Annotated in this window: 18 protein-coding genes and 1 pseudogene; 10 read left to right on the top strand and 9 right to left on the bottom strand. The window is 50.7% G+C overall.

Translation table 11 applies throughout. The features are described from left to right. Positions 1-757: 757 nt before the first annotated feature. The 4 genes and pseudogenes from H6F76_RS15100 (at position 758) to H6F76_RS15085 (ending at position 5,764) form a co-directional block, all read left to right on the top strand. Positions 758-2,773, top strand: a complete 2,016-nt coding sequence (locus tag H6F76_RS15100) for an ATP-binding protein (protein WP_190509402.1) — start codon at positions 758-760, stop codon at positions 2,771-2,773. A 210-nt stretch (positions 2,774-2,983) separates the two neighbouring features. Further along, complete coding sequence (locus H6F76_RS15095) at positions 2,984-4,021, top strand: aldo/keto reductase (RefSeq protein ID WP_190509400.1); 1,038 nt, start codon at positions 2,984-2,986, stop codon at positions 4,019-4,021. Positions 4,022-4,240: 219 nt separating this feature from the next. After that, entirely contained in the window at positions 4,241-5,068 is an 828-nt protein-coding gene (larE, locus tag H6F76_RS15090; RefSeq protein ID WP_190509398.1) for an ATP-dependent sacrificial sulfur transferase LarE, read from the top strand. Positions 5,069-5,074: 6 nt separating this feature from the next. After that, positions 5,075-5,764 (top strand): annotated as a pseudogene (locus tag H6F76_RS15085) (Uma2 family endonuclease). Between the two features lie 43 nt (positions 5,765-5,807). Here H6F76_RS15085 and H6F76_RS15080 read toward each other — a convergent pair. Continuing rightward, positions 5,808-6,563 carry a VanW family protein gene (locus H6F76_RS15080; RefSeq protein WP_199322131.1) on the bottom strand — a complete coding sequence of 252 codons (756 nt, stop codon included), beginning with the start codon at positions 6,561-6,563 and terminating at the stop codon, positions 5,808-5,810. A 119-nt stretch (positions 6,564-6,682) separates the two neighbouring features. Further along, positions 6,683-7,006, bottom strand: coding sequence for a TMEM14 family protein (locus tag H6F76_RS15075; RefSeq protein ID WP_242036675.1), 324 nt, complete (start codon positions 7,004-7,006; stop codon positions 6,683-6,685). 70 nt (positions 7,007-7,076) lie between these two features. Between H6F76_RS15075 and H6F76_RS15070 the strand changes: the two genes are divergently transcribed. The 4 genes from H6F76_RS15070 (at position 7,077) to H6F76_RS15055 (ending at position 12,417) form a co-directional block, all read left to right on the top strand. After that, positions 7,077-8,033 carry an isopenicillin N synthase family oxygenase gene (locus tag H6F76_RS15070; RefSeq protein WP_190509394.1) on the top strand — a complete coding sequence of 319 codons (957 nt, stop codon included), beginning with the start codon at positions 7,077-7,079 and terminating at the stop codon, positions 8,031-8,033. A 594-nt stretch (positions 8,034-8,627) separates the two neighbouring features. Continuing rightward, positions 8,628-8,981: a hypothetical protein gene (locus H6F76_RS15065; RefSeq protein ID WP_190446734.1), complete on the top strand. Its 354-nt coding sequence runs from the start codon at positions 8,628-8,630 to the stop codon at positions 8,979-8,981. 56 nt (positions 8,982-9,037) lie between these two features. Continuing rightward, positions 9,038-9,652 carry a DUF1802 family protein gene (locus H6F76_RS15060; protein WP_190509392.1) on the top strand — a complete coding sequence of 205 codons (615 nt, stop codon included), beginning with the start codon at positions 9,038-9,040 and terminating at the stop codon, positions 9,650-9,652. A gap of 179 nt (positions 9,653-9,831) precedes the next feature. Continuing rightward, complete coding sequence (locus H6F76_RS15055; RefSeq protein ID WP_190509390.1) at positions 9,832-12,417, top strand: AMIN domain-containing protein; 2,586 nt, start codon at positions 9,832-9,834, stop codon at positions 12,415-12,417. 236 nt (positions 12,418-12,653) lie between these two features. Here H6F76_RS15055 and H6F76_RS15050 read toward each other — a convergent pair whose 3' ends face one another. Both H6F76_RS15050 and H6F76_RS15045 read right to left on the bottom strand, forming a co-directional pair. Continuing rightward, entirely contained in the window at positions 12,654-13,247 is a 594-nt protein-coding gene (locus H6F76_RS15050; RefSeq protein WP_190509388.1) for a DUF3172 domain-containing protein, read from the bottom strand. A gap of 139 nt (positions 13,248-13,386) precedes the next feature. After that, positions 13,387-13,632 carry a ChaB family protein gene (locus H6F76_RS15045; protein ID WP_199322130.1) on the bottom strand — a complete coding sequence of 82 codons (246 nt, stop codon included), beginning with the start codon at positions 13,630-13,632 and terminating at the stop codon, positions 13,387-13,389. Between the two features lie 239 nt (positions 13,633-13,871). Between H6F76_RS15045 and H6F76_RS15040 the strand changes: the two genes are divergently transcribed. Then, positions 13,872-14,699 carry an ABC transporter permease gene (locus H6F76_RS15040; protein WP_190509386.1) on the top strand — a complete coding sequence of 276 codons (828 nt, stop codon included), beginning with the start codon at positions 13,872-13,874 and terminating at the stop codon, positions 14,697-14,699. A 99-nt stretch (positions 14,700-14,798) separates the two neighbouring features. On the opposite strand, the gene dnaA is transcribed toward H6F76_RS15040, so the two are convergent. The 5 genes from dnaA to H6F76_RS15015 form a co-directional block, all read right to left on the bottom strand. Continuing rightward, a complete protein-coding gene (dnaA, locus tag H6F76_RS15035) occupies positions 14,799-16,187 on the bottom strand; it encodes a chromosomal replication initiator protein DnaA (protein WP_190446740.1) in 1,389 nt (462 codons plus the stop codon). Positions 16,188-16,723: 536 nt separating this feature from the next. Further along, entirely contained in the window at positions 16,724-17,146 is a 423-nt protein-coding gene (locus tag H6F76_RS15030; protein ID WP_190446741.1) for an anti-sigma regulatory factor, read from the bottom strand. Positions 17,147-17,149: 3 nt separating this feature from the next. Next, complete coding sequence (locus H6F76_RS15025) at positions 17,150-18,856, bottom strand: SpoIIE family protein phosphatase (RefSeq protein ID WP_190509384.1); 1,707 nt, start codon at positions 18,854-18,856, stop codon at positions 17,150-17,152. A 350-nt stretch (positions 18,857-19,206) separates the two neighbouring features. After that, on the bottom strand, positions 19,207-19,866 hold the full coding sequence (locus tag H6F76_RS15020; protein ID WP_190509382.1) for a chromophore lyase CpcT/CpeT: 660 nt from the start codon (positions 19,864-19,866) through the stop codon (positions 19,207-19,209). A 95-nt stretch (positions 19,867-19,961) separates the two neighbouring features. Then, positions 19,962-20,912, bottom strand: a complete 951-nt coding sequence (locus H6F76_RS15015) for a GDSL-type esterase/lipase family protein (protein WP_190509380.1) — start codon at positions 20,910-20,912, stop codon at positions 19,962-19,964. 322 nt (positions 20,913-21,234) lie between these two features. Between H6F76_RS15015 and H6F76_RS15010 the strand changes: the two genes are divergently transcribed. Next, complete coding sequence (locus H6F76_RS15010; RefSeq protein WP_199322128.1) at positions 21,235-21,426, top strand: hypothetical protein; 192 nt, start codon at positions 21,235-21,237, stop codon at positions 21,424-21,426. The last annotated feature ends 215 nt before the right edge of the window (positions 21,427-21,641 follow it).

Genomic DNA, 21,641 nt, shown 5'->3' with positions numbered 1-21,641 from the left:
CCATAGTAAGACTTGAATGGCAATACGCTGCGTCTGTTTAAGCGATTCATCAGCTTGATGCCATCCTACAGGGGCGTAGAAGCTGTACCGAACTGGGAGCTACACAGTAATTTCACGGAGTTTTGTGTCTAATGTTAGCGACGGTTTGTTAACCTGTAGTGAATTGGTAGCTTTGCAAGCAATTGCTGTCCTACTTGTTGCAATAGCGTAGCGGCGTTGAAGGCAGACCAGCTTTATGGGATGTCTACTTTTACGTTAAGGAGATTCCTGAGAAAGAATGTACCGCTTTTAGGGAGCAGGTTTTGCCAGAAGCTTTGCGAATAGCCGATCACGTTGGTATCAAACCTGCCCCTACGGGTATTTTGCTTGCTAGAAATCTCCTGAGCAATGATGAGGGTCTTGGGTCAATGCAGTTGCATCTTTTAGCGTTACGCCCCTACGTTCTATCGTCTGCTAACCCGTCTCATCGTTTAAGAACGCTTTTTTGCAGTCCGTCCCTTTCTGTGCCGCTAGCCATCTTGTTACAGCACTTATTTCCTAAGATTCGACCAGCAGACTTAATGCCTTCAGGCGAATTGATCGCCCACTGCATTAGGTGGACCTGCTCAAGCTACGTAGAACATTGGGCATCTAAGAGATTGGCTGCTTGTAGCACCGGGATCGCAGAGGCTTCACTTTCTTTGCCCTCTTCGATTTCATTGCCTTACCTTGAGAGTCTTGCTTGCCGACTGCTCGTCGGTTAATTGTTAGGAGAGCTATGCTTCAGCCTTCAGATGTGCCGGGACAGGATGGTAAGGGCGCACTATCTCCCCCAATAACGGTGGCTCCCACAACACTAGAAGGAGCGAGGACAGGGCAGCAGCTAGCGGTAGAACTGCAAGCTGAACGATGCTTGAACCAATTAGGGCTGAAACTAAATGCCTGCGTTTCAACCTTCCTTGCTGCTACTTCCCCTCTAGAGACGATCGACTCTACTAGAGTGCATTTAGCACAGATTTTGGTGAATGAGCTGAGTGCAGCACTGAGAGAATGGTGTGCCCTTGCGTTGCAGCCTACAGACGTTTTGAGCGATCGACCGACACCCAACGAACCACCAGCGGCAACATTTACCGTGTGGGCGATCGCCTCTAGTGACTCTCATACAACTGCCCCACTGCCAATTGCCGTTGGTCAAACCCTGAGCGATCGCGATCTCCAATCTTGGCAAGCCTATTCTTCTGCTAGCAGTTGGCAGGTTCGCCACGGTCAGGCTGCTGTGGGCTGGCTGCTCTTGGCTCCGGTTGCTACGGCTCCCCACGAGCGCCTTAGTGAAGCAGAGTCCTACTTGGCGCAGTTGAGACCCTGGCTGCTTGAACAAAGCTGCGATCGCTTCTGTTCTGCTCTGCTTCAGGTCGAGCTAATCCAGGCTCAGCGGCAGCAGCAGCAAGAATTAGTTGCCCGCAACCGAGAACTGAACCAAACCAGCCAGCTCAAAAGCGATTTTTTGGCAAACACTAGCCATGAGATTCGCACCCCTCTTAGCTCGATTCTGGGTTTTACCCATCTCATGCGCGAACAGGGCTTTAACGCCAGTAGCAAGCGGCATCAAGAGTATCTCAACATCATTTTAAGCAGTGGTCAGCATTTACTGGCGCTGATTAACGATATTTTGGATCTCTCGAAAATTGAAGCGAATCAGCTCGATCTATTTTGCGAATCCACTGCCGTGAAAGCGGTTTGTGAAACGGCGATCACATTAGTGCGGGAGAAAGCAAGCGATAAGGGGCTAACGCTGAAACTAGAGATTGCACCACAAGTTGATACCCTCGTCGTCGACGCGCTACGGCTGAAGCAAATGTTGTTTAATCTGTTGTCAAACGCGCTTAAGTTTACCTCTAAAGGTAGTGTGGGGCTGCAAGTCAGCGCGATCAATGGCGGTCTTTGCTTCACTGTTTGGGATACTGGCACAGGCATTTCAGAAGACCAGCAGCAACTATTGTTTCGCCCTTACTCTCAGCTTGTTAACGCAGAGGCTAACCGTGATGAGGGCACGGGTTTGGGGCTGGCGCTGACTCAAAAACTAGCGGAACTCCACGGTGGTTCGGTTGAAGTCAGTTCGACTTTGGGGTTTGGTTCACGCTTTACGATCGTCCTGCCACTGGTGCCTCCTATGCTGGCATCCGGTGAAGATAAGTCCGGTGAAGATAAGTCCAGTGAAGATAAGTCCGGTGAAACTAAATGCAATGAAGAGAAAGCAGTTGAGCGATCGATCGCCCAGCCAAGCTCAGAAATTCATTTTGCAGTACAAGCAGCAGTGACAGGTAAAGGCTCGAAGGTGGTAGAGCGACTACAGGCTGGCAACACTTCCCACGACAATATTTCTCAGATCAGCTCTAAAACAACTAAAACACCGTCCCGATCGAATCATCTTCTGCTCGTCGAAGACAACTACTACAATGCCAAATTAGTGTTGACCTACCTCAGCCGTTTGGGCTATGAGGTGACATGGGTCAAGGACGGCTACGAGATGCGACAAGCCTTATTGCGTGCGCTGCCAGCATTGATTTTGATGGATGTCAACTTGCCCCATGAAGACGGGTTAGCTCTGACGCAAGAACTCAAGCGCGACGCTCGCTATCGATCGATTCCCGTTATTGCTCAAACCGCTATGGCGATGACCGGCGATCGTGACCTTTGTCTAGAAGCTGGCTCCACTGCCTACATTTCTAAGCCGATTGATTTGAAAGCCTTAGCGCAACTCCTAACCCAGCACGTCAAATTGGCTAGAGATTGATTCGTTGTGAATTGATGTGGGACGAGCAGGCATTCACCTTTTATGGGTCTCAGCCGAAGCTGTATTAATCAGGAAGCCTTTGGCTAAAGGGCACGATCGCGCTCATTTTTTGCCAATCGTGATTTCTGTCGATCGTTAGATGCTGGGCAACTGCCACTCTGCCACTTTGAAGGGAATAGATTTAACCATCCCTACAACCAGGAGAGTTTCGTGGAAATCAATCGACGCGATTTGCTGAAGGCTGTTTCGACTTCGAGCGTCGCTGCCGCAGGTGTGGTAGTAGCTGGGGGTTTGTTAAAACCACTTTTGGCTCAAACGACTGCTACTCCCAGTTCAACGAAACAGGGCGAAATGCTGTATCGCACCCTTGGTCGCACCAACGAAAAAGTCTCGTTAATTGGTTTGGGTGGTCATCACATTGGTAGACCCAAAGAGGAGCTAGAGAGCATCAAGCTCATTCAGAGTGCGATCGATCGCGGTATTAACTTCATGGATAACTGCTGGGATTATCACAACGGCGGCAGCGAAATCCGTATGGGTAAAGCACTTCAGAATGGCTACCGCGAAAAAGTCTTTTTGATGAGCAAAATTGATGGTCGGACGAAGAAGGCGGCTGCCCAGCAAATTGATGAGTCGCTCAAACGGCTGCAAACCGATCGCATTGATTTGATGCAGCATCACGAAATTATTCGGATGGAAGACCCCGATCGCATTTTTGCAGTGGGTGGTGCTCAAGAAGCAATGCTAGAGGCACAAAAAGCAGGCAAGATTCGTTATATCGGTTTTACAGGGCACAAAGACCCGGTTGTCCATCTGCGAATGCTTGAAATTGCCGCTCAGAACAACTTCCGCTTTGATGCTGTGCAAATGCCACTTAACGTGATGGACGCTCACTTTCGCAGCTTTGAGAAGCAGGTTTTGCCCGTTTTGCTCAAGGATGGCATTGGTGTTTTGGGGATGAAAGCGCTCGGCGCTAACAGTATTCTTCAAAGTAAGACGGTAACGCCGATCGAGTGTCTGCATTACGCCATGAATCTACCCGTTTCAACGGTCATTACAGGCTTTGAAAAAATGGACATTCTCGCTCAGGCATTGGAAGCTGCGCGGACATTTAAGCCGTTAAGCCAGGAACAAGTAGCTGCATTGCGTCAGCGTACAGCCCAGGCAGCTGCTAAGGGAGAATACGAAAAATTCAAAACCAGTAGTCAGTTTGACGGCACTGCCCAAAATCCGGAGTGGTTAGGCTAACGATCGATCGCTGGCTTTAACCAAACGACTAGCTAAGGAAGGGCATCAGTGTCAGCAGTCGGAGCATCACAGTTCTGCCAGATGCCCTAACTGGTGGTTGCTCAATTTCTTTTTTCTGTCGCAGCATTTGAACTGGTATTAGACTAAAACGATCGTTGTTCACAAACGTTAAGGTAGTAATGGGGTGCTCCCTGCTGCTGTAGCGAAGGACTTTTAGCAATGTCGATCGACAAACTTGAACCACTCAAGCGCCTGTTTGCAGAAATGGAACGGGCGCTGATTGCTTACTCTGGCGGCATTGACAGTACCCTGGTCGCCAAAGTGGCATATGATGTGCTGGGCGATCGTGCCCTTGCCATTACCGCTGTTTCACCGTCTCTCTTGCCAGAAGATCTCGAAGATGCCCATGTGCAGGCTGCCGAGATTGGTATTGTCCATGAACTGGTGCAAACCCACGAAATGGATAATCCCAACTACACGGCGAATCCGGTCAATCGTTGTTATTTCTGCAAGAGTGAACTGCACGACACGCTAAAACCGTTGGCACTGGAGCGCGGCTATCCCTATGTGGTGGATGGTGTTAATGCCGATGACCTCACTGACTATCGACCCGGCATTCAGGCAGCCAAGGAAAGGGGTGCCCGATCGCCCCTAGCGGAACTGGGCATTACCAAAGCAGACGTGCGTGCCCTTGCCAAACATCTGGGGCTTGCCTGCTGGGATAAGCCTGCCCAACCGTGCCTCAGTTCGCGCTTTCCTTATGGTGAGGAAATTACGATCGCCAAACTACAGCGTGTGGGTCGAGCCGAAGCCTCATTGCGACGAATGGGGTTGAGCACCTTCCGAGTACGATCTGAAGGCGATACCGCTCGGATTGAGCTTCCTGCCGAGCAGCTTAAAGAGTTTGTCCTGACTACAGATTTGCCTAGACTGGTCGCGACCTTTCAATCCTTTGGCTTTCTCTACGTCACCCTCGACCTGGAGGGTTTTCGGAGTGGTAAGTTAAATCAGGTGCTTCCATTTGCTGTTGCGAACACGCACGGATAAGCTGCCATGACACGATCGCCTGCACTCAACCAAGACATCAGCTATCCCGACAGCGATGGGCAACCAATGGCTGACAATACGAAGCAGTTTAACTAGATTGTTTACATCAAGCTGGGCTGTGAAGCTCTGTTCAAACATGATCCCAACGTCTTCATAGCAGGCGATTTGCTCTGGTATCCCGTAGAGGGAAGCAAGACGATCAAAGCGGCTCCCGATACGATGGTGATTTTTGGTCGTCCGAAGGGCGAATCGCCAGAGACGACGCTTTGCGAACGTGGTTCTTACCAACAATGGAAAGAAGGAAACATACCGCCCCAAGTCGCGTTTGAAATTCTTTCCCCTGGAAATACGCTCGTAGAAATGGCAAAGAAGTTCCGCTTTTACGAACGCTATGGCGTTGAGGAATATTACCTCTACGATCCAGATAAAGGTGATTTTAGTGGTTGGCTGCGTGCTGGCGATTTCCTCGAAGTGATCGAAAACCCGATCGGCTGGATCAGTCCCCGTTTGAACGTCCGCTTTGAGCTGGTAGATGGCGTAGAAATTTATCGCCCTGATGGGGAGAAGTTTGCGACCTATCTAGAACTGATAGAGCAGAACCAGCAGGCTCAACACCAGCTAGAACAGGAACGGCAACGATCGGATAAGCTGGCTGCCAAACTGAAAGAATTGGGTATCAATCCAGAGACTCTGTAACCGTTCGTTGTAGTGCATGATGCTGACCCAAGTGTTGCAGCATTCAGGCTTCTGCGAGTTCGGCTTGCTTCGTTTGATACACTGTAGAATGCAGCACTTCAACGTTCGTCTCGCTATTGAGTAAGCGCACGGCATTCACCCTAATGCCACCATCTACGTTCTCCCGCTGAAAGTCGATCGCATACTCTGGAATTGGCAGAGGCGCACAGAGCATGGCGCGGATTGCTCGATCGCTCAATTCAAAGCGAAGGCAGATTGGCATGGCAAGCGTCTGCTTAAACCGAAAATCTTTGTAGCCATAGACAACAGTGGCATCAGAGCCTAGCGGCGCGAACCGAGTGGCATCAGTATAGATATCTTGTGAATGGGGGTGGCGCTCCAGCACTTTGAGTCCAGCTTTTAAGCTTAAAACGTACAGTAGACCAGAAAGCTGGCAAAGGCCACCACCCACGTCTGCTTTGAGCTGATTTTGAATAATCGTCCGTCCTTCGAGATAGCCTTTAGCGCGGTTCGGTTCCCCGACCAAATGCCAGAAGGAAAAGATAGCTCCAGGCTGCACGACGACGTTTTGAAGACGCTGTACTGCCAACGCCAAATTATGCTTTTTATTTTCGGAAAGGGTCGTGGCAGGAATGGGTTGGGCGATCGTCACCTGTGGCGTGAATTGCTGTAACTGGCTGCCACCCATCGGGCTGAAGGGCACTAATCTTGAACGCTGCCCGGTGAAGACATCAGCGGTTGATCGCTGGATCACCTTGTACTGCACTCGCCAACGGGCTGGAATCAACTGCTTCATCATAGAACGGCTTTCTAAGAGCGCTTTTTCCTCTATACAACGTTTTCGCGACTCATTTCGCAACCCGATCACCCGTTCGTCTTAACAAACGGGTGTTGTGCCAGAAGGATTACAGTAGTCGTTCAAGCTTGTGGTAGGAAAAAGGCAGTGACAAACAAAACCGTCATAACCAAACTCAAAATTGCCAGTAAGCCTGCGGGCATAAACTTGCCAGTAGCGCGAAAGCGGAGGGCAAAGACGACCAGCAACGCAAGTGCAATGACGGCTGCCAGCGCCAAACCAACCGTAGGATTTTGGAGACTGATGTACCAGGCGATTGCCAGTGCAACCCCGCTACCTAAACCTGATATGAGTGATTGGTTGCTCTTTGCTTTGACATAGCCGATAACGCCACCAATCGCCACCAGCAGTGCGTAGACTAAAATAAGCCAAATAATAGATGCCAAAGGTGTGTCTCCTTCTTGCGACATTTCACACCCTACACCCTATTCTGGTCGTTCGCTTCTCGTCGTTATAATGCTTCTTACACAGACTATTCCCGTCCTGGATTTACGCGACTTTTACGCAGACGATCAGAAAAACGATCGTCGCCAAGCCTTTATCCACCAACTGGGCAGTGCCCTGGAAGACATCGGCTTTTTTGCTGTAACCCATCATGGGGTTGACTCAACGCTCATCCAGTCTGCTTACGAAGCCGCTCAAGCGTTTTTTACGTTGCCGGAGTCTGCAAAACGTTGCTATGAAGAGCCAGCCTTGCAGGGGCAGCGTGGTTTCACAGCCTTTGGACGCGAACACGCTAAAGATCATCCTGTTCCTGATCTCAAAGAGTTTTGGCACGTTGGTCGATCACTACCACCCGACCATCCCTTAGCGGCTCGTTATCCAGCTAATCTTTCGCCGCTGGAAGTATCGCAGTTTACCACTGTGATGAATCAGCTTTATGCCCAACTAGAGGCGTGTGCAATGGCGTTACTGAAAGCTTGCGCCCTGTATCTAGGCGAACCAGAGTCTCTGTTGAGTGACATGATGCGAGACAGTGATACCATTCTCCGCGTAATTCACTATCCCCCGATCGCCCCAGATGCTCATCCAGCAAGCCTGCGTGCAGCAGCGCATGAAGATATTAATTTACTGACGCTCTTGTGCGAAGCAACCGACGACGGGCTGGAGTTATTGCAGCGCGATGGCACCTGGCGACCGATTCGGGCACTACCAGGACAGATCATTGTCGATAGCGGCGATATGCTCCAGCAGATCACCAACGGACGGCTCAAAAGCACAACTCATCGGGTCGTCAATCCAGTGGACGATCGACGACGGCGCTTCTCTATGCCGTTTTTCGCGCATCCACGCCCCGACGTTGACCTGACTCCACTTTCCAGTTGCATTGCTAACGGAGCACAACTATTTCCAAGCATCACTGCCGGAGCGTATTTACAGCAGCGGCTACGAGAAATTGGCTTGGCGGGGTAAAGCAAGGGAAGCCAGTGGTCAGAAGGAGCAGGGGAAGCAGTGGGCAGAAGGCTGAGGGAGATAGAAGGAGCAGGGGAAGCAGCGGAGCAGAAGACGGACAGAAAACTCAGAACTTTCAGCCCTCATCCTTTAGCCTGCATCCCTCGTTCCTCTCCCCCTTAGCCTCCAGCAGCAAACATTCCCATAACAGCAACGGAGAGAAGAATGCCGGGACTTAGCATCAGCACTAGCATCAGGAGATCATGAGTAGTCATTGTTTTTCTTTGGTAGTTGGTACAAGGTGGCGATCGCAGCCACTGATGGCTAGTGCTTTTGTGGCTGCGATCGCGACTTTAGCTTTATCCTAGTCAACCTGGCTTAACGCTCGATCGCAAAAGCATTGAGAAAAGCTGAAGATTGTACTAAGCGCTCGCTACTTTTTGTCTCAAGGCAGTAGTAGCGGCAGCAGGGGATGCTGGTACTGTATGACAAAAATCTTACACTTGTAGAACGCTGCACACTCTTCTATGTAATCCACATAAAGGCGCTCAGTTTGTGTAGAAAGCGATTTCTGAAGTATCTTGCTTCTATGCTTGCATCAACCTTGGGTCACTTATGAGCAACTTTTCTTTTGACGACCTGTGGCGGAAAGACTTTATGAGGGGCTTCGTCCTCTGGATCGTAATTGAGGTGTTTAGTTTTTTGATCTTGCCAGGGATTGGAGCTATTCAACCGGGCGATCGACTGAAGTATTGGTTTGGTCTCAGCATTCCGCTAGGGATCGGTGGCGCGTTTTTGCTTGGTGGCAGTTCCCGCTTTGTAGCGGTGATGAATGAACGTGCTGCTAGCAGCAGCAAAACTCTTCTTAGTCTGTTGGGGCAGTTTGGCGGCTCGATCGGGATGGCAGGGATTGTTTTTCCATTTGTGATGGTGGCAGGAGAATTTCTTGCCAAGATTTTTGTGAAATAGGACTGGACTTGAGGAGGACGGAGTAGGAAATTGAGCGGGCGATGAAGGAGGGTGGAATGACGATCGCAAAGCAAAGCCTGCCGACAGTAACGTATGGGCTAAAGGAGTGGCAGGTAGCAGTGACGGCACTGGAGCAGGGCGAGATGATCGTCCTGCTGCGGAAGGGCGGGCTGCGTGAGGCAAAAGGGCGGTTTACGATCGCGTATCAACACATCTTGCTGTACCCCACCTATGAGCATCAGCAACCGCACCTGGTGAAGGCACAGTACACGAATGCTATCGTTCCTGTTGCATCGGGTTGGCATCCTGAAACGGTTCGGCTTGGCTCTTGGGCAACGATTACTGATAGTATTCAAGTCAGCGAAGCGGCTCCATTAGCAGCCTTGCTCCCCTTCCACATCTGGAACGAAGCCTTTGCAGCAGAACGGCTCAAGTGGAAGCCTAACCAGCCGATCGAGGTACTGCTGCTACGAGTTTATCGGCTGGGTCAGCCGCAGATTATTCCCTACAACCCTGTCTATGGTGGTTGCAAGTCTTGGCTTGACTTGAGTGAGGCGATCGCACAGACAGACGGTTTTGCTAGTGCGTTGGCTGACAGCACGCCTGTATTAGAGACAGCAGACTACCGTGCTCGATGTGCCCACGTGCTAGCGCTTGTACAGCAGGAATAGTCGTAATAAAATTTAACGTATAAAGTATGCAAACTCTACACCTAGTGCCATCATGGGATGCAGTAATAGGTGTCATCCCTAAATAGGTATACAGTCAGTCGTGTATGCCTGCTTGCCTAGCTTCAGTCTCAAGCCAAGCCTATCAGCCAAATTTGTTAGATGCGTTCAGCACTAAAGTGATGCAAAGTCAGATTAAGCCGGAATTTCAGCCTTCGGAATCTCAGCTACAAGTAAGGCAACCAGCCGCGCCGCCGTTGGGTATGCCACAGTTACTTTTGGGGACTATTGTTGCTTTAAGTACGATCGTAGGAGACGCGGTTCTTTGCTCAGTGCAGGCAGCGTCGCTCACAAACTGGAGCTTTGACCCAACCGTCAATCAGCTTGAAATCACGGTCAAAGATGGCACAACGCCCCGTTACTTCCTGATGGCTCAGCCCGCTCGTATTGTGGTTGACCTGCCTGACACTGCGATCGGCAACGTGAGTGCTCAAAAAACCTACGCGGGTCCAGTACGCCAGATTCGGGTCTCTCAGTTTGAGCCAGGGCTAACCCGCATTGTGATGGAAATCTCGCCAGGGGTTTCGTTAGCACCGGGGCAGGTAGAGCTGCAAAAAGTTGGCGACCGCACGGCGCAGGCAGGCAACTCGCGCTGGGTGGTGCGTCCTCTCGTCAGTAAATCGCTTTCTGCCAATGTAGCAACAGCGGTTAACCCGTCTGCTGTGAAGCCTCTGCAACCCGTTGCGTCGATTGCGCCTACAAAGCCAACGACTGTAGCACCGTCTGCTTCTGTGCCGATTGGCAATGACCCAATCCGCCAGCCAGCCACGATCGGAAGTAATCTTCCTTCGCCGCCACCTGCGCAAAGCGCTAATCCATCCGCAATAACTAATACGGCAGCAGATGCTAAAAATGATGCTAACGACAGCAAACCTGCTGGCTCAATGAGCGCTGCGCCAACGGCTCCTGTAGCTCTAGCTCCTGCATTACCCGCTGCACCGATTGACAAGAATTCAACCCGCCAACAGCCAGCCGCGATTGGGAGTAATCTTCCTTCGCCACCACCTGCGGAAAGCGCTGATCCATCCGCAACAACTAATACGGCAGCAGATGCTAAGAATGATGCTAACGACAGCAAACCTGCTGGCTCAATGAGTGCTGCACCAGCGGCTCCCATCGCTCTGGCTCCTGCGTTACCCGCTGCACCGACTCAAAACGCAGCAAAAAGAACACCTGCTTCACTGAACCCTCTTGACCCCAATATGGGCATTGATACTAGCGGTGGTGTGGCGATCGCAGTGCCGTCACCGGTTGCTAACCCCTCAACACCTGTGGCACCACCACCAGCCACGCCTTCAATAGTTTCACCTTTAGCAGCCGCATTGCCAGCTACACCAAAACCAGTAGCGAATGTCCCTACAAAGCCTGCTGCCCCAACGCCACGATCGACCACCAGTATGGCGTCGCGCATTCAGCCTGCTAACACCGCTCGTCCTCTGACCACTGCAAAACCAGCGCCAACTGCTACGTCAGACACAGCAGCCAATATACCCCTATCCCTAGCAGCACGACCCTCAGCAGACGTTCCTAGTGTGAGCGTGCCGCCACTGGATCGTAGGCAGAGTGATCGAATCCCGACTAATCAGAGTGTTAGACCAGCGCCGTCCTCTAACTTGATCGCGCCACCCTCTCCAACTACAACCGCTCCGGAGATAGTATCTGCCGTGCCAGCTATTGCTCCAAACCAACCAAGCATCAGCGTACCTCCGCCTATTCAAGTTGGCACGCCTGCTCTAGGCTCTTCCAATAGTAGACCACGTATTGAAGCAGCACCCTACACGCCATCTTTAAGCGCAGCGCCATCTGCCGTCAGTGTGCCACCCCTGCAAAGTTCGCCTCCCCTGCAACAAACAGTAGCCCCATCTACGCCTTTACCACCAGAAGCAGGTGCGTCTTATGATGCAGATACCATCAGGCAGGCACCAACTACACCACCAGGGGTGACTGCGTATGATGCCAACACAGTGAGGCAGCCACCATCAGCTAACCTGGCACCACCACTGGAGCTTGCACCCTTACAAGCACCTGCTATGCCCGCGCTCGCCTCGCCGACTTATGATGCCAGTACCGTCAGACAGGCTCCAACAAAGCCTGCCCCAACACCGATCGTCAATTTTGGGCAACCATTGCCAGTAACCTCTAGCGCCGCGAGAGTTAGCGGTCAACCGTTGGCATTGGTGAATCAATCGCCAGGGGTTCGTCAGGCGCTGAACCCTACAGCACCCAATGTTTTGCTGCCTGCTGGCACACCCTTGAACCTGCGTTATCCCGGCAAGTCAGCGCTGAGTTTACGTACAGACAGCCCGCAGCAAGAAGTGCTGGTACTGCAAGCAGATTTGCGTGATGTCTCTGGCAATGTTCTAGCACCCGCAGGTAGTCTGGTGACAGGACGCTTTGAAACAACAACCGCAGGCAGCCAATTTGTTACGCAGGCGATCGCTTTGACAGGTCGTACTCTGCCGCTGATGGCGCAGTCTGAAGCGTTAAATGGTAGCCGTCAGGTTGCAGGCACCGACCTGGCACGCAATTCTGGTATTGGTGTTTTAGCAGGTGGTGTGCTGGGTGCCATTAGTGGTTCAACTGGCTTGGGCGCGCTCGGTGGTGCGGCAGCGGGTGCGGCAGCTACATTGATTACTGCGCCTAAACCTGCCATGATACAGCCCGATCAGTTGATTCAGGTGCGTTTGACGCAAGATCTGAGCCTCTAAGCCGCACAACATTTTGAGGCGATTTCTATAAAAAACCTGTAGGGACAGTTTCAGCGATCTGTTTAGCGGCTGAAGGTAAAAACTTTGGCAAAAGCTGCCCTTACAAAACGGTAGCTTCTTGCTTAGAATCTATTGGCTCCCAAAGTATGCAACGTAAAAAGGGACGGTAAAAGTAGACTTTAGCAGTCCAACCTCTACCGTCCCTTTCACTTTAAAGCTAGCCTTTACCCTTAAGTTTAGTACTTCTCATTTTCTGGCATAGCGGCACCGCCAGAACCAGGACTGTTCAAGAAGAAGTTTTTGGCAGCGTCGTTCTGGTAGATGCAATCAATCCGAGGCGTTCGTTCGAGTGCATCAATGAAGCCAAAAGTATTCATACGGTTTTTGCAGTCCCGCACCTGATCAGGTTTAACTAAACCCTTTTGCTCCAGAATTGACCAGTTGTTTGTACGCAAAACACAGCCTGGTTGAGTGCTTGGCTGAGAGACATAAACATTCAACGGATCAAGTGTTACAAAAACACGGGTATCCATAGTAATGGCAGCAGAACCGAACTGAGCACAGAGTTCAGGGCTAGGTGCTCGCTGGCTCAAGTCAAGGGCAGTCACGATCTTACCGGAAGCCGAGCTGGAAACAGAGCTGAAGCCAAGCCCAATCCCAATGCCCAGGATAAAAACACCTGCCAGCACTGCAAGAGCAGTGGCGTTAAAGAGTGCCGCGATCGATGATTTGGCTGGTTTCTGCTTTGAGGAATCGAAATCGTCGTAGTCGCGATCGTACTCACGATCGACATCCCGGTCATAGCCGGAGTTCCTGGATTTACGTTTCATACTCGTCTGACCCGGTTTGGAAAGCGTTAAAAAGAGGTATCCTTCTTCCCCAGTATGCCGCTAATTGGGAGCAGACTGCACAGATCTAACCGCTGTTCTTCCTACGGCACTCCTAGACCTTTCCTATACAGGAAATAGTTTAGTTGCCGCCTGTAGTGATGGCTTTGTTGTGGATGCCTGTGTCTGACGCTTGTTTAAAGTGCCATTTGCCATCAGCATCTTGCTCGTAATTGGGCTTGAGCGAGTTCCAGGCAACCTCAGTGGCAGCATCTTCACTTAAACCATCACTGACAGCACTGTTGAAAGCGGTGACAAAAATCTGTTGTGCACCATCCACTAAGTTTTGTTGAATCTCTTGTGGAAAATCTTCAATTTTTTTAGTCATAACCATCTCCTTATCTATTACTGAAACCAGCATAAAAACACGGCAGTAAAGGTTCCTCTTCCTAGGGGCAGAGCCAGTAAACCTTTGCAGCAGCGACGCAAACTCAGGGACACTTGCTTGAAAGTGGCAGGATCAAACGTTTATGTTGGAGGGTTCTATGTTTTATAAGGGCGATCGTGTACTCTTGGACACGCATTCAAGGTGTCACAATAGACGAGTGCTATCAATCAGTTAAACTTGTGAGTCTTCAAACCCGCGTACCATTCAGCAAGCCTACGTCCTACTCAACGCTACAGACGCTTTGGAACGATTGCCTCACTGTTTTTTGGGGCGATTGGCTCGACTTGCGCGTGCGGTTAGTGCAGGTCATTGCTTCTGGGTTAGTGTCGCCTTTGATCTATATTGTGGGCTTTGGGTTAGGGCTAGGCAGTACGCTTGATTCTGCCATGAAGCCATCAGCTGGGGATAACTACTTGCAGTTTATTCTGCCAGGAATGGTGGCCCTGTCATCAATGGTGATTAGCTTCGGCGGCACAACGTTTTCTATTTGCGGCGATCGCCTCTTTACCAAAACCTTTGAGGAAATGCTGTTGATGCCAGTGCACCCGTTGGCGCTGCACGTTGGCAAGATGATGGCAGGCATTGTACGAGGGATGCTGACCGCAGGTTCAGTTATTCTGGTTGCCATTGTCTGTACGGGCAAGGTCTGGAGTTTTCTAAATCCGCTGTTTTTGCTAGTGCTGGTGCTAAACTGTGCGGTCTTTTCGGCTCTGGGCGTGATTGTAGGGTTAAATGTCAAGTCGCTAGAGAGCGTCGGCATCTACAACAACTTTGTGATTGTGCCAATGTCGTTTTTGGGTGCCACGTTTTTTGACCCTACAACGCTACCGATCGCCCTCAAAGCCGTTGTGTATCTACTTCCTCTGACCTACACGAGCTTGGGGCTACGAGCGGCTGCTTACTTACCGTTTGCTCAATTCCCCTGGTATGTGGTTCCCGTGCTGCTGCTCTCGGCGATCGTGCTCTCGGCGATCGGTGCACGTCAGTTTTCCCACCAGCAAGATTGAGGAGGAGCAGTCAGCTATCAGCATTCAGCTTGAGAGCTAGCGCTAAACATGGATGGTCGGCATGATTTCTACTCTGACCGCTGACAGCTGATGGCTATTTCACTTCCGCATTTGGCTAGTGTGGTTGATGCGATCGCCTAGTTGCCGTAACGTTTGCGCCATGCTGGGATCACTCTCTTTAAGCTGAGAAATTTTGTCGCAGCTATACATAACAGTGGTGTGGTCTTTACCGCCGAACTCCTCACCAATCTTGGGCAGGCTCAAGTCGGTGTGGTGCCGCATCAGATACATCCCAATCTGACGAGCAACGCTAATTTCTCGACGACGAGAGCTGCCTTTCAAATCTTCGACAGACACATCAAAGGTTTCGGCGATCGCCAAAATCACTGCTTCTGGCGAGGCTTCTACCTTCTCTACAGGCGGATTCAGCACTGGGGTAATATTTTCCACGGTCATAGGCAGCCCAGAGATAGAAATATACGCAACGGCTCGAATGAGCGCCCCTTCTAGCTCGCGAATGTTGTTGGTGTAGCTAGAGGCGATGTACTCAATCACATCGCGGGGCAGGCGCATATTCTCGTACTCTGCTTTTTTTTGCAGAATCGCCATCCGCGTTTCCAGATCGGGGGGTTGAATGTCGGCAATCAAGCCCATCGAAAAGCGAGAGCAGAGCCGCTCCTGAAGGCGGGGAATCTGGTTGGGTGGGCGATCGGATGCCAGCACAACCTGCTTACCGGTCTCGTGCAGCGTGTTGAAGGTGTGAAAAAACTCTTCCTGTGTGTATTCTTTGCCTTCAATAAACTGAATATCATCCACTAGCAGCACATCAACGGCACGATAACGCTCCTGAAAGCTTTGACGACTGTCTTTACGGATGGCAGTAATTAAGTCATTGGTGAATTGCTCGGTGGAGACGTAGACGATGCGCGACGAGGGGCAGATTTCCAACCGATAGTGCCCGATCGCCTGCATAAGGTGCGTTTTGCCCAGCCCTACACCACCGCAAAGAAAGAGCGGGTTAAATTCGCGTCCAGGTGATTCTGCCACTGCTAAGGACGCTGCATGTGCCATGCGGTTATTGGCACCAACGACCAGTCGCGAAAAGACATATTTGGAATTGAGAGCGCTGCGCGCACCGTTGTTTGCTGCTGCCGAGTCCGGCGGGGATGGTTCAGTAACGTTTTCGTGGGAGGGGAGGGGCCAGAACATCTCTGGGTTCTCAGAGGCATCATCGCCCTGCGTGATCGTAATGTGGATGTCAATCGGATGCCCCATCACTTCCTGTACCACTTCGGCGATCGTTTTGATGTAGTACTTTTGAAGCCAGTTACGGGCAAAGGGATTCGGTGTACGAATAACCAGACAGTTGTCATCCAACTGCTCCGCGATCGCTGTTTTGATCCAGGTTTCAAAGGTAGGGCGGCTGAGCTGAAGCTGCAAGCGTTCCAGCACCTGTATCCAAAGCGTTTCAAGCGTAATTTCGACCACGAATCGTTACCCCTTACCAGTAAATGGCGACATGAAGCAGAGTGAGCCGAGGCGATCGACTCTCTTGCTTTGGGCTGCAATCATTGCACTGCCCTACAAAGATGCACCGAAGTTAGCTTGATTGCAAGTCCAGAATGAGCAAATCAGGATGAATAAGCACAAGCAAATTTAGCAATCTGGCTCTACATATGGAGTTGAGTTCATCTAACTAGTCTACAGATAGCGTATCAGATCTCGTCCGAACGATCGTTCCAGGCTAGCACTGAACTACCTAACCCTACTTCCTAAATGTAGGCTCTCAAACCATGACGATCGTCACCTGCTAGAGGAACACTAGCTACAACATCCCTGCCAAGGCAGCAGAGAAGTAGTCTACCTGATTTTCCCCAGGCAACGGCTTGCGCTTAGACCATCTTTAGATTTGAGGCGAGACGTAAGGCTTGAGAGCTGCTGCCTTAAGACTAATCACTAGCGCTTCTAAGCAACTAACCACTGCGTCTGCCTTTTGCCCTTTATCTTTTGCCTTTCCCTAGCGACTAGACAGACTCCGGTAAGCTCGCTTCCATCTTCAGGCAATTCAACCCATCGACCTGAAGCTGATATTCAACGCGATCCATTAGTCGATTAAGGATAAGCCAGCCGTAGCCCCCTTCTTGCATCAGCTCTGGCGTGGGTTCTGTATAGGTCGCCACATCATAGCCTGTCCCATGATCCCAAAGTTCAAGGGCAATATCACGCTCTTGCAATTCCAGTCGAATAAGTACAGGTAGCGCTGGCTGATCTTTATGGGCATGACGGACGACATTGGAATATGCCTCTACTAGCACCAGACGTAGACGATTGGATTGACGGGTCCAGTCAACATGATCGCCAAGTTCGACCTCCAAGCTGCCCAAGAGCCAATTTTCGACAATTGACAAAAACTTTAGGTCGCTGGGTACGTGAAGCTCAGTTCTCATTAACTACAGAACCTCCAGAGAAAGTATGGTTTGGTCGTCTTCTTGAATTGTATTGTGCGATCGAATCCGCGAAAGCAGGTGGCTCAAATCAAGGGGGGCGTGTTCTTGCATCAGCATTTGCCATAATCCAGACTGTTGCAGCATAGCAGTGACCGTCTGAGGTGTGCCGACGTTACCACCTGCTGTTGCCACAGTTGCCTCTGTAATACCATCGCTGGTCAGCAGCATTACCTCACCAGGATTGAGCGCCACATTACCGGATGCTGCCTTCCAATTGGGTAAAATGCCCAACGGCACGCCTCGGACTTTAAGGTAGAGCGGTTCGACAGCGGATGCTTCCCCAGCGGCAAGCTGTGCAGCAACATTGCGACTAGACCACACTAAGGGGTAAATATGTCCTGCGTTTGCGTAAACAAGCTGGCAGGTTGAAGGGCTGTAGCGAGCCAGCACCATCGTAATAAAACAGTTGGTACTAACCAGATCTTCAGACAAGCTGCGATTTAAGTTTTGCATGACGAGATGCGGCTCTGGTGGTGATTCTTGCGATAGCTCTCGCCGCAACACCGAGATTGCACTTGCCATAAACAGTGCTGCTGGTACACCCTTGCCAGAGACATCACCCACTGCCAGCCAGATATCGCCCTGCGGATGAGCATATACCTCAAAAAAGTCGCCGCCAACTTCACGGGCAGGGAAGCAGCACGCCTGGACTTTCATGCCATCGAGATCAGGTAGACTCTGGCGTAAGAGGTTGCCTTGAATTTGACGGGCAACGGCGAGTTCTGCCCGCATTTGTTCGGCTTGTTCTTGGGTGCGCTGGTAAAGCTTTGCTTGCGAAAGAGCGAGTGCTGCCTGTTCTGCTACGCCTTGAATAAGTTCGATGTCTTCAGGCGACCAGGGCTGGTCGATCGCCCGACGATACAGCGAGAGCACTGCCAGAGCTTCTTGCTGATAGGTGAGAGGCACCACAAGTTGAAATCCCTCTCCAGAAGGCAGGGGTGCTGTCTGAATCTGACGTTGCACAACAGCCTGCATTAAGAAATCGTCAGTGGGGTGGGGCAGAGGTGACTGCAACGCCTGGTCTTGCGTTTTCTGAACACCTTGACTGCCTTCCTGATAAATGAATGCTTCTGGTGAGAGGCGATCGTCTGTTACAGGGTGCAGTGTACAACAACTGGCAGCAAACGTTCGCCCCAACGTATCGGCAGTAGTTTGCAGCATACTGTGATAATCCAGCGATTCACGAATAGCTGTGGTCATTGTGTTGAACAACGACTCTCGCCGGAGTGCCCGTCGCAGCTCGTTTGTGCGCTGTTTCAAAACCTTGTACGTTTCAGCAGCTTGCTGGATAACTCCCTTCAGTTGATCAGGGTTCCAGGGCTTTGTGATGTACTTAAACACCTTTCCTGTATTGATGGCTTCGACTAGATCCTCAACATCGGTGTAGCCAGTCAGCACAATCCGAATCGTATCAGGGTAGCGATCAACTGTCTTGCTCAAAAATTCTGTTCCCAGCATTTCAGGCATCCGTTGGTCTGAAATGATGATCGCCATTTCTCCCTGCTCTTCAAGCATTTGCAGCGCTGCGATCGCGCTCTCTGCTTGCAGAACCTCAAAATCACGTCGAAACGTCCGATACAGCAGATCCAGGTTGTCGGGTTCATCATCAACAACCATCAATCTGAGTTTAGTTCCTATTCCTTGAGCCATACGAACACTCCACTGTTAAGCACAAGGTGCCCACGCTAAACCCTACGAAGTAGCCGTACGTGATTAAGCACAATCCCTGTAATTCCCCTTGCTATCAAAAACAGTGATAGCCAGAGAATCAGGTAATTGTTCACGTCTGAGTACTTAACGCCATTACTCTCCCTAGCGTAAAGTACCCTAGATACTTAGGTTGATAACATTAGGTTGATAACAAGGGAACGTTAACAAGTCAGCACCAGCAAGCGAAAGGTAAACGGTAAACGGCAGTAAAAAGCAAACGCTGTCAGCAAAACTGAGGACGTTTTCCTTGCTTGCCTGTCTTTACGACCCGTTCTGCTTTTCCTGATTACTTACTCTCTGCGCCGAAACTGATAAGACTCCGCCGTTGCGCCCCAAACCTGCTTACCAGCAGCATCAAAGCCACGATCCCAGGTATCCATGCCGATTGTCTGCAGTACGATATGGTTTTTGATTCTGACTGCGCCTCGAATATTAGCAGGGCAGCCATCTGCCGGAGTATTGCCAACGTAAGCATCCCCTGAAGGCTTGAGAAAGACACTACAAACGGCAGTACCAAGGTCGCGGAGCTGAATGGTGCGATCGCCCCCTGGTTTACCACAAAAATTGATCCAGTCCGTTAGTGTTGCAGGCTTGAAGGAGAGCGAGCGCACACTCTGACTGTAAGCACTGGGGCTAATCTGCAAAAAGCGCTGCCGATAAGGGCTTGCCAGATTTTTTGTTAACGCCTGCTCTTGATAAAGAAAAATTGAGTTGGGTTGCCTTTCTGCCTCAGTTGCTGGCAAGCGGACACGACAAGTGGTCATTCTGACATTAGGAGCTTTGGCGTTGACGAGGGCTTGAGCCGATGTATCCATTACTCCCTCGAGGCGTGAGGCAACAGCCTCAGCCTGCTGCTCTAGCGCTAGCTGAGCCGTGTCACCAAAGGCAGGTCGGACGATCGTTATGAGGCAAAACGTTCCAACCAACGCGATCGCAGATTGATACTTCACAGCAGTGTATGAGTTAAACAGAACACGATTAATTGTGAAGATACTAGCGCGATCGTGAGACAGCTACTAAACGTTACGCTCAAAAGCTCGACCGCTTACCCTCCCCGTGCCAGCCGTGTATCCGTCTGGGCAAGGGCTGCCTGCCAGGTTTGATAGCCAGTCGCATTCAGGTGTAGCCCATCAGTCGTCAAGTCATCGCGCAAACTGCCGTCTACATCTGCAAAAGCGGTATACAAATCGAGGAAAGCGGCACCGTCCTGTTGCGCGATCGTCGCTAAACGTTGATTAAGCCAGCTAACACGATTGCCGGGAACAGCAGCCGTACGGGTTGGTAAAATCGACTGCACTACGATCTGAGCCTGCGGATGTGCCCGTTTCAAGCGACGGACAATCTGACGCAAATTCCATAGAATTTCGTTATCGGTTGCGCCTTGCTTAAGGTCGTTCACACCTGCCATGACGTAAATTGCTTGGGGACGGGCACTAGCAAAGGTTGATAGTCGCCGCAGGATAGCGCTGGTATTTTCGCCAGAAATTGCCTGGTTGAGCCAGAGTTGGTTAGCAGGGAGGCGATCGCTGGGAAACCAAAGGCTTAGTGAATCTCCCACCATAATGGACAGACGATGATCGCCCTGTCCCCTAGTTGCGGCTCTGGCTTCCATTGCAAGCAGTTGCCGCCATTGTCGATCGGTCGGGTTGCTAGTGGTCTGCTGCCAGATCTCTCGGAAACTATCGATCGGCAGGCGCGTGTAAAGACGACCCGAGCGAATGGCGGCAAAACGTTGCCAGTAGAGTTGTCCTCCCGATCGAGGCAGCACAGAAGCTGGTTGAGCAAACTCTGTAACGCTCTGGTTAGAATCAGGGCGTACGCTCGGTTTCAAAAGCGCCTTGTTTTGAGAGGTTTGCTTGGTAGCATCTGCCTCACGTAAGCGGATGGTCTGCCAATCAAAGGCGGTCAAAGATGCATTTGGCGGTGGTGGAGTCTTGAGGGCCTGTTCGGACGAAGCTTTTGCCATCACCGCAGCCAACAGGGAAAGATCAGTCATTGTCGCTGTAAGAAACCTATGCTTTCTTAGTCGCGATCGACAGGCTTCATCAGGAAAATTTTGAGCAGAATTTGTGCTACCAAATAAAATTTTCTCCCCGTTCAAGCTGCCTGGGCAACGTTAGAGACTTTGGAACGAGCGATCAAGCTGTTTGACAAACTGATCAACACTCTATCTGTAGACAAGTGATGTTGAAAGGCATCAAGGTAAGATAGAAAATGGAAAAGTTGCTGGTATCAAAGTACAAGAGCGCTGGCATTAGGCTTACGACCCCTTAAGTAGCCATAGTCAGAAACATTTTATTTTTGAGTTGGAGCAAAAAATGGCAATTAATTGTGCTGAAGCCTGTATTAGTGGGTGTGTTTTGGGTGACAAATGTCCCAACCTCGAATACAAAGCCAAAGCAGCTAAGTTTATTAGCGAAACTTCGTTAGACCAGATGCTAGAGATGGCAGATAATGCCATTCGGAAGAAGCGGATGGAGCCGCCTCAGTGGGTTTTACCTGAAGAGTAAAGTACTTCGTAGCTAAACACCATTTACGCTCTGAGAATGACCTTAGGTTCTAGTAGCCTTAGGCTTGAGTCTTGCTAGTAATACAAGCTACCTAAGGTCATATCTCTCCTGTATAAACATGGCAGCGTCATGTTCTATAAATTGTTAGGCTTTGAGTTATTAACTCTCGATTCTTATAGTATTTCCTTAATGCTTAAGGTTAAACCCAAGCAGCG

This window comes from Leptolyngbya sp. FACHB-321 (genome assembly GCF_014695975.1).
Lineage (GTDB): Bacteria > Cyanobacteriota > Cyanobacteriia > Leptolyngbyales > Leptolyngbyaceae > Stenomitos.
The sequence above is the reverse complement of the archived record's forward strand: the minus strand, read 5'-3'. Positions and strand labels throughout refer to the sequence as shown.

Coding starts and splice junctions, on each gene's coding strand:
- H6F76_RS15100 (WP_190509402.1), top strand. CDS start 758: ATGCTTCAGCCTTCAGATGTGCCGGGACAGGATGGTAAGGGCGCACTA.
- larE (WP_190509398.1), top strand. CDS start 4,241: ATGTCGATCGACAAACTTGAACCACTCAAGCGCCTGTTTGCAGAAATG.
- H6F76_RS15080 (WP_199322131.1), bottom strand. CDS start 6,563: ATGATGAAGCAGTTGATTCCAGCCCGTTGGCGAGTGCAGTACAAGGTG.
- H6F76_RS15070 (WP_190509394.1), top strand. CDS start 7,077: ATGCTTCTTACACAGACTATTCCCGTCCTGGATTTACGCGACTTTTAC.
- H6F76_RS15065 (WP_190446734.1), top strand. CDS start 8,628: ATGAGCAACTTTTCTTTTGACGACCTGTGGCGGAAAGACTTTATGAGG.
- H6F76_RS15060 (WP_190509392.1), top strand. CDS start 9,038: ATGACGATCGCAAAGCAAAGCCTGCCGACAGTAACGTATGGGCTAAAG.
- H6F76_RS15055 (WP_190509390.1), top strand. CDS start 9,832: ATGCAAAGTCAGATTAAGCCGGAATTTCAGCCTTCGGAATCTCAGCTA.
- H6F76_RS15050 (WP_190509388.1), bottom strand. CDS start 13,247: ATGAAACGTAAATCCAGGAACTCCGGCTATGACCGGGATGTCGATCGT.
- H6F76_RS15045 (WP_199322130.1), bottom strand. CDS start 13,632: ATGACTAAAAAAATTGAAGATTTTCCACAAGAGATTCAACAAAACTTA.
- H6F76_RS15030 (WP_190446741.1), bottom strand. CDS start 17,146: ATGAGAACTGAGCTTCACGTACCCAGCGACCTAAAGTTTTTGTCAATT.
- H6F76_RS15025 (WP_190509384.1), bottom strand. CDS start 18,856: ATGGCTCAAGGAATAGGAACTAAACTCAGATTGATGGTTGTTGATGAT.
- H6F76_RS15015 (WP_190509380.1), bottom strand. CDS start 20,912: ATGACTGATCTTTCCCTGTTGGCTGCGGTGATGGCAAAAGCTTCGTCC.
- H6F76_RS15010 (WP_199322128.1), top strand. CDS start 21,235: ATGGCAATTAATTGTGCTGAAGCCTGTATTAGTGGGTGTGTTTTGGGT.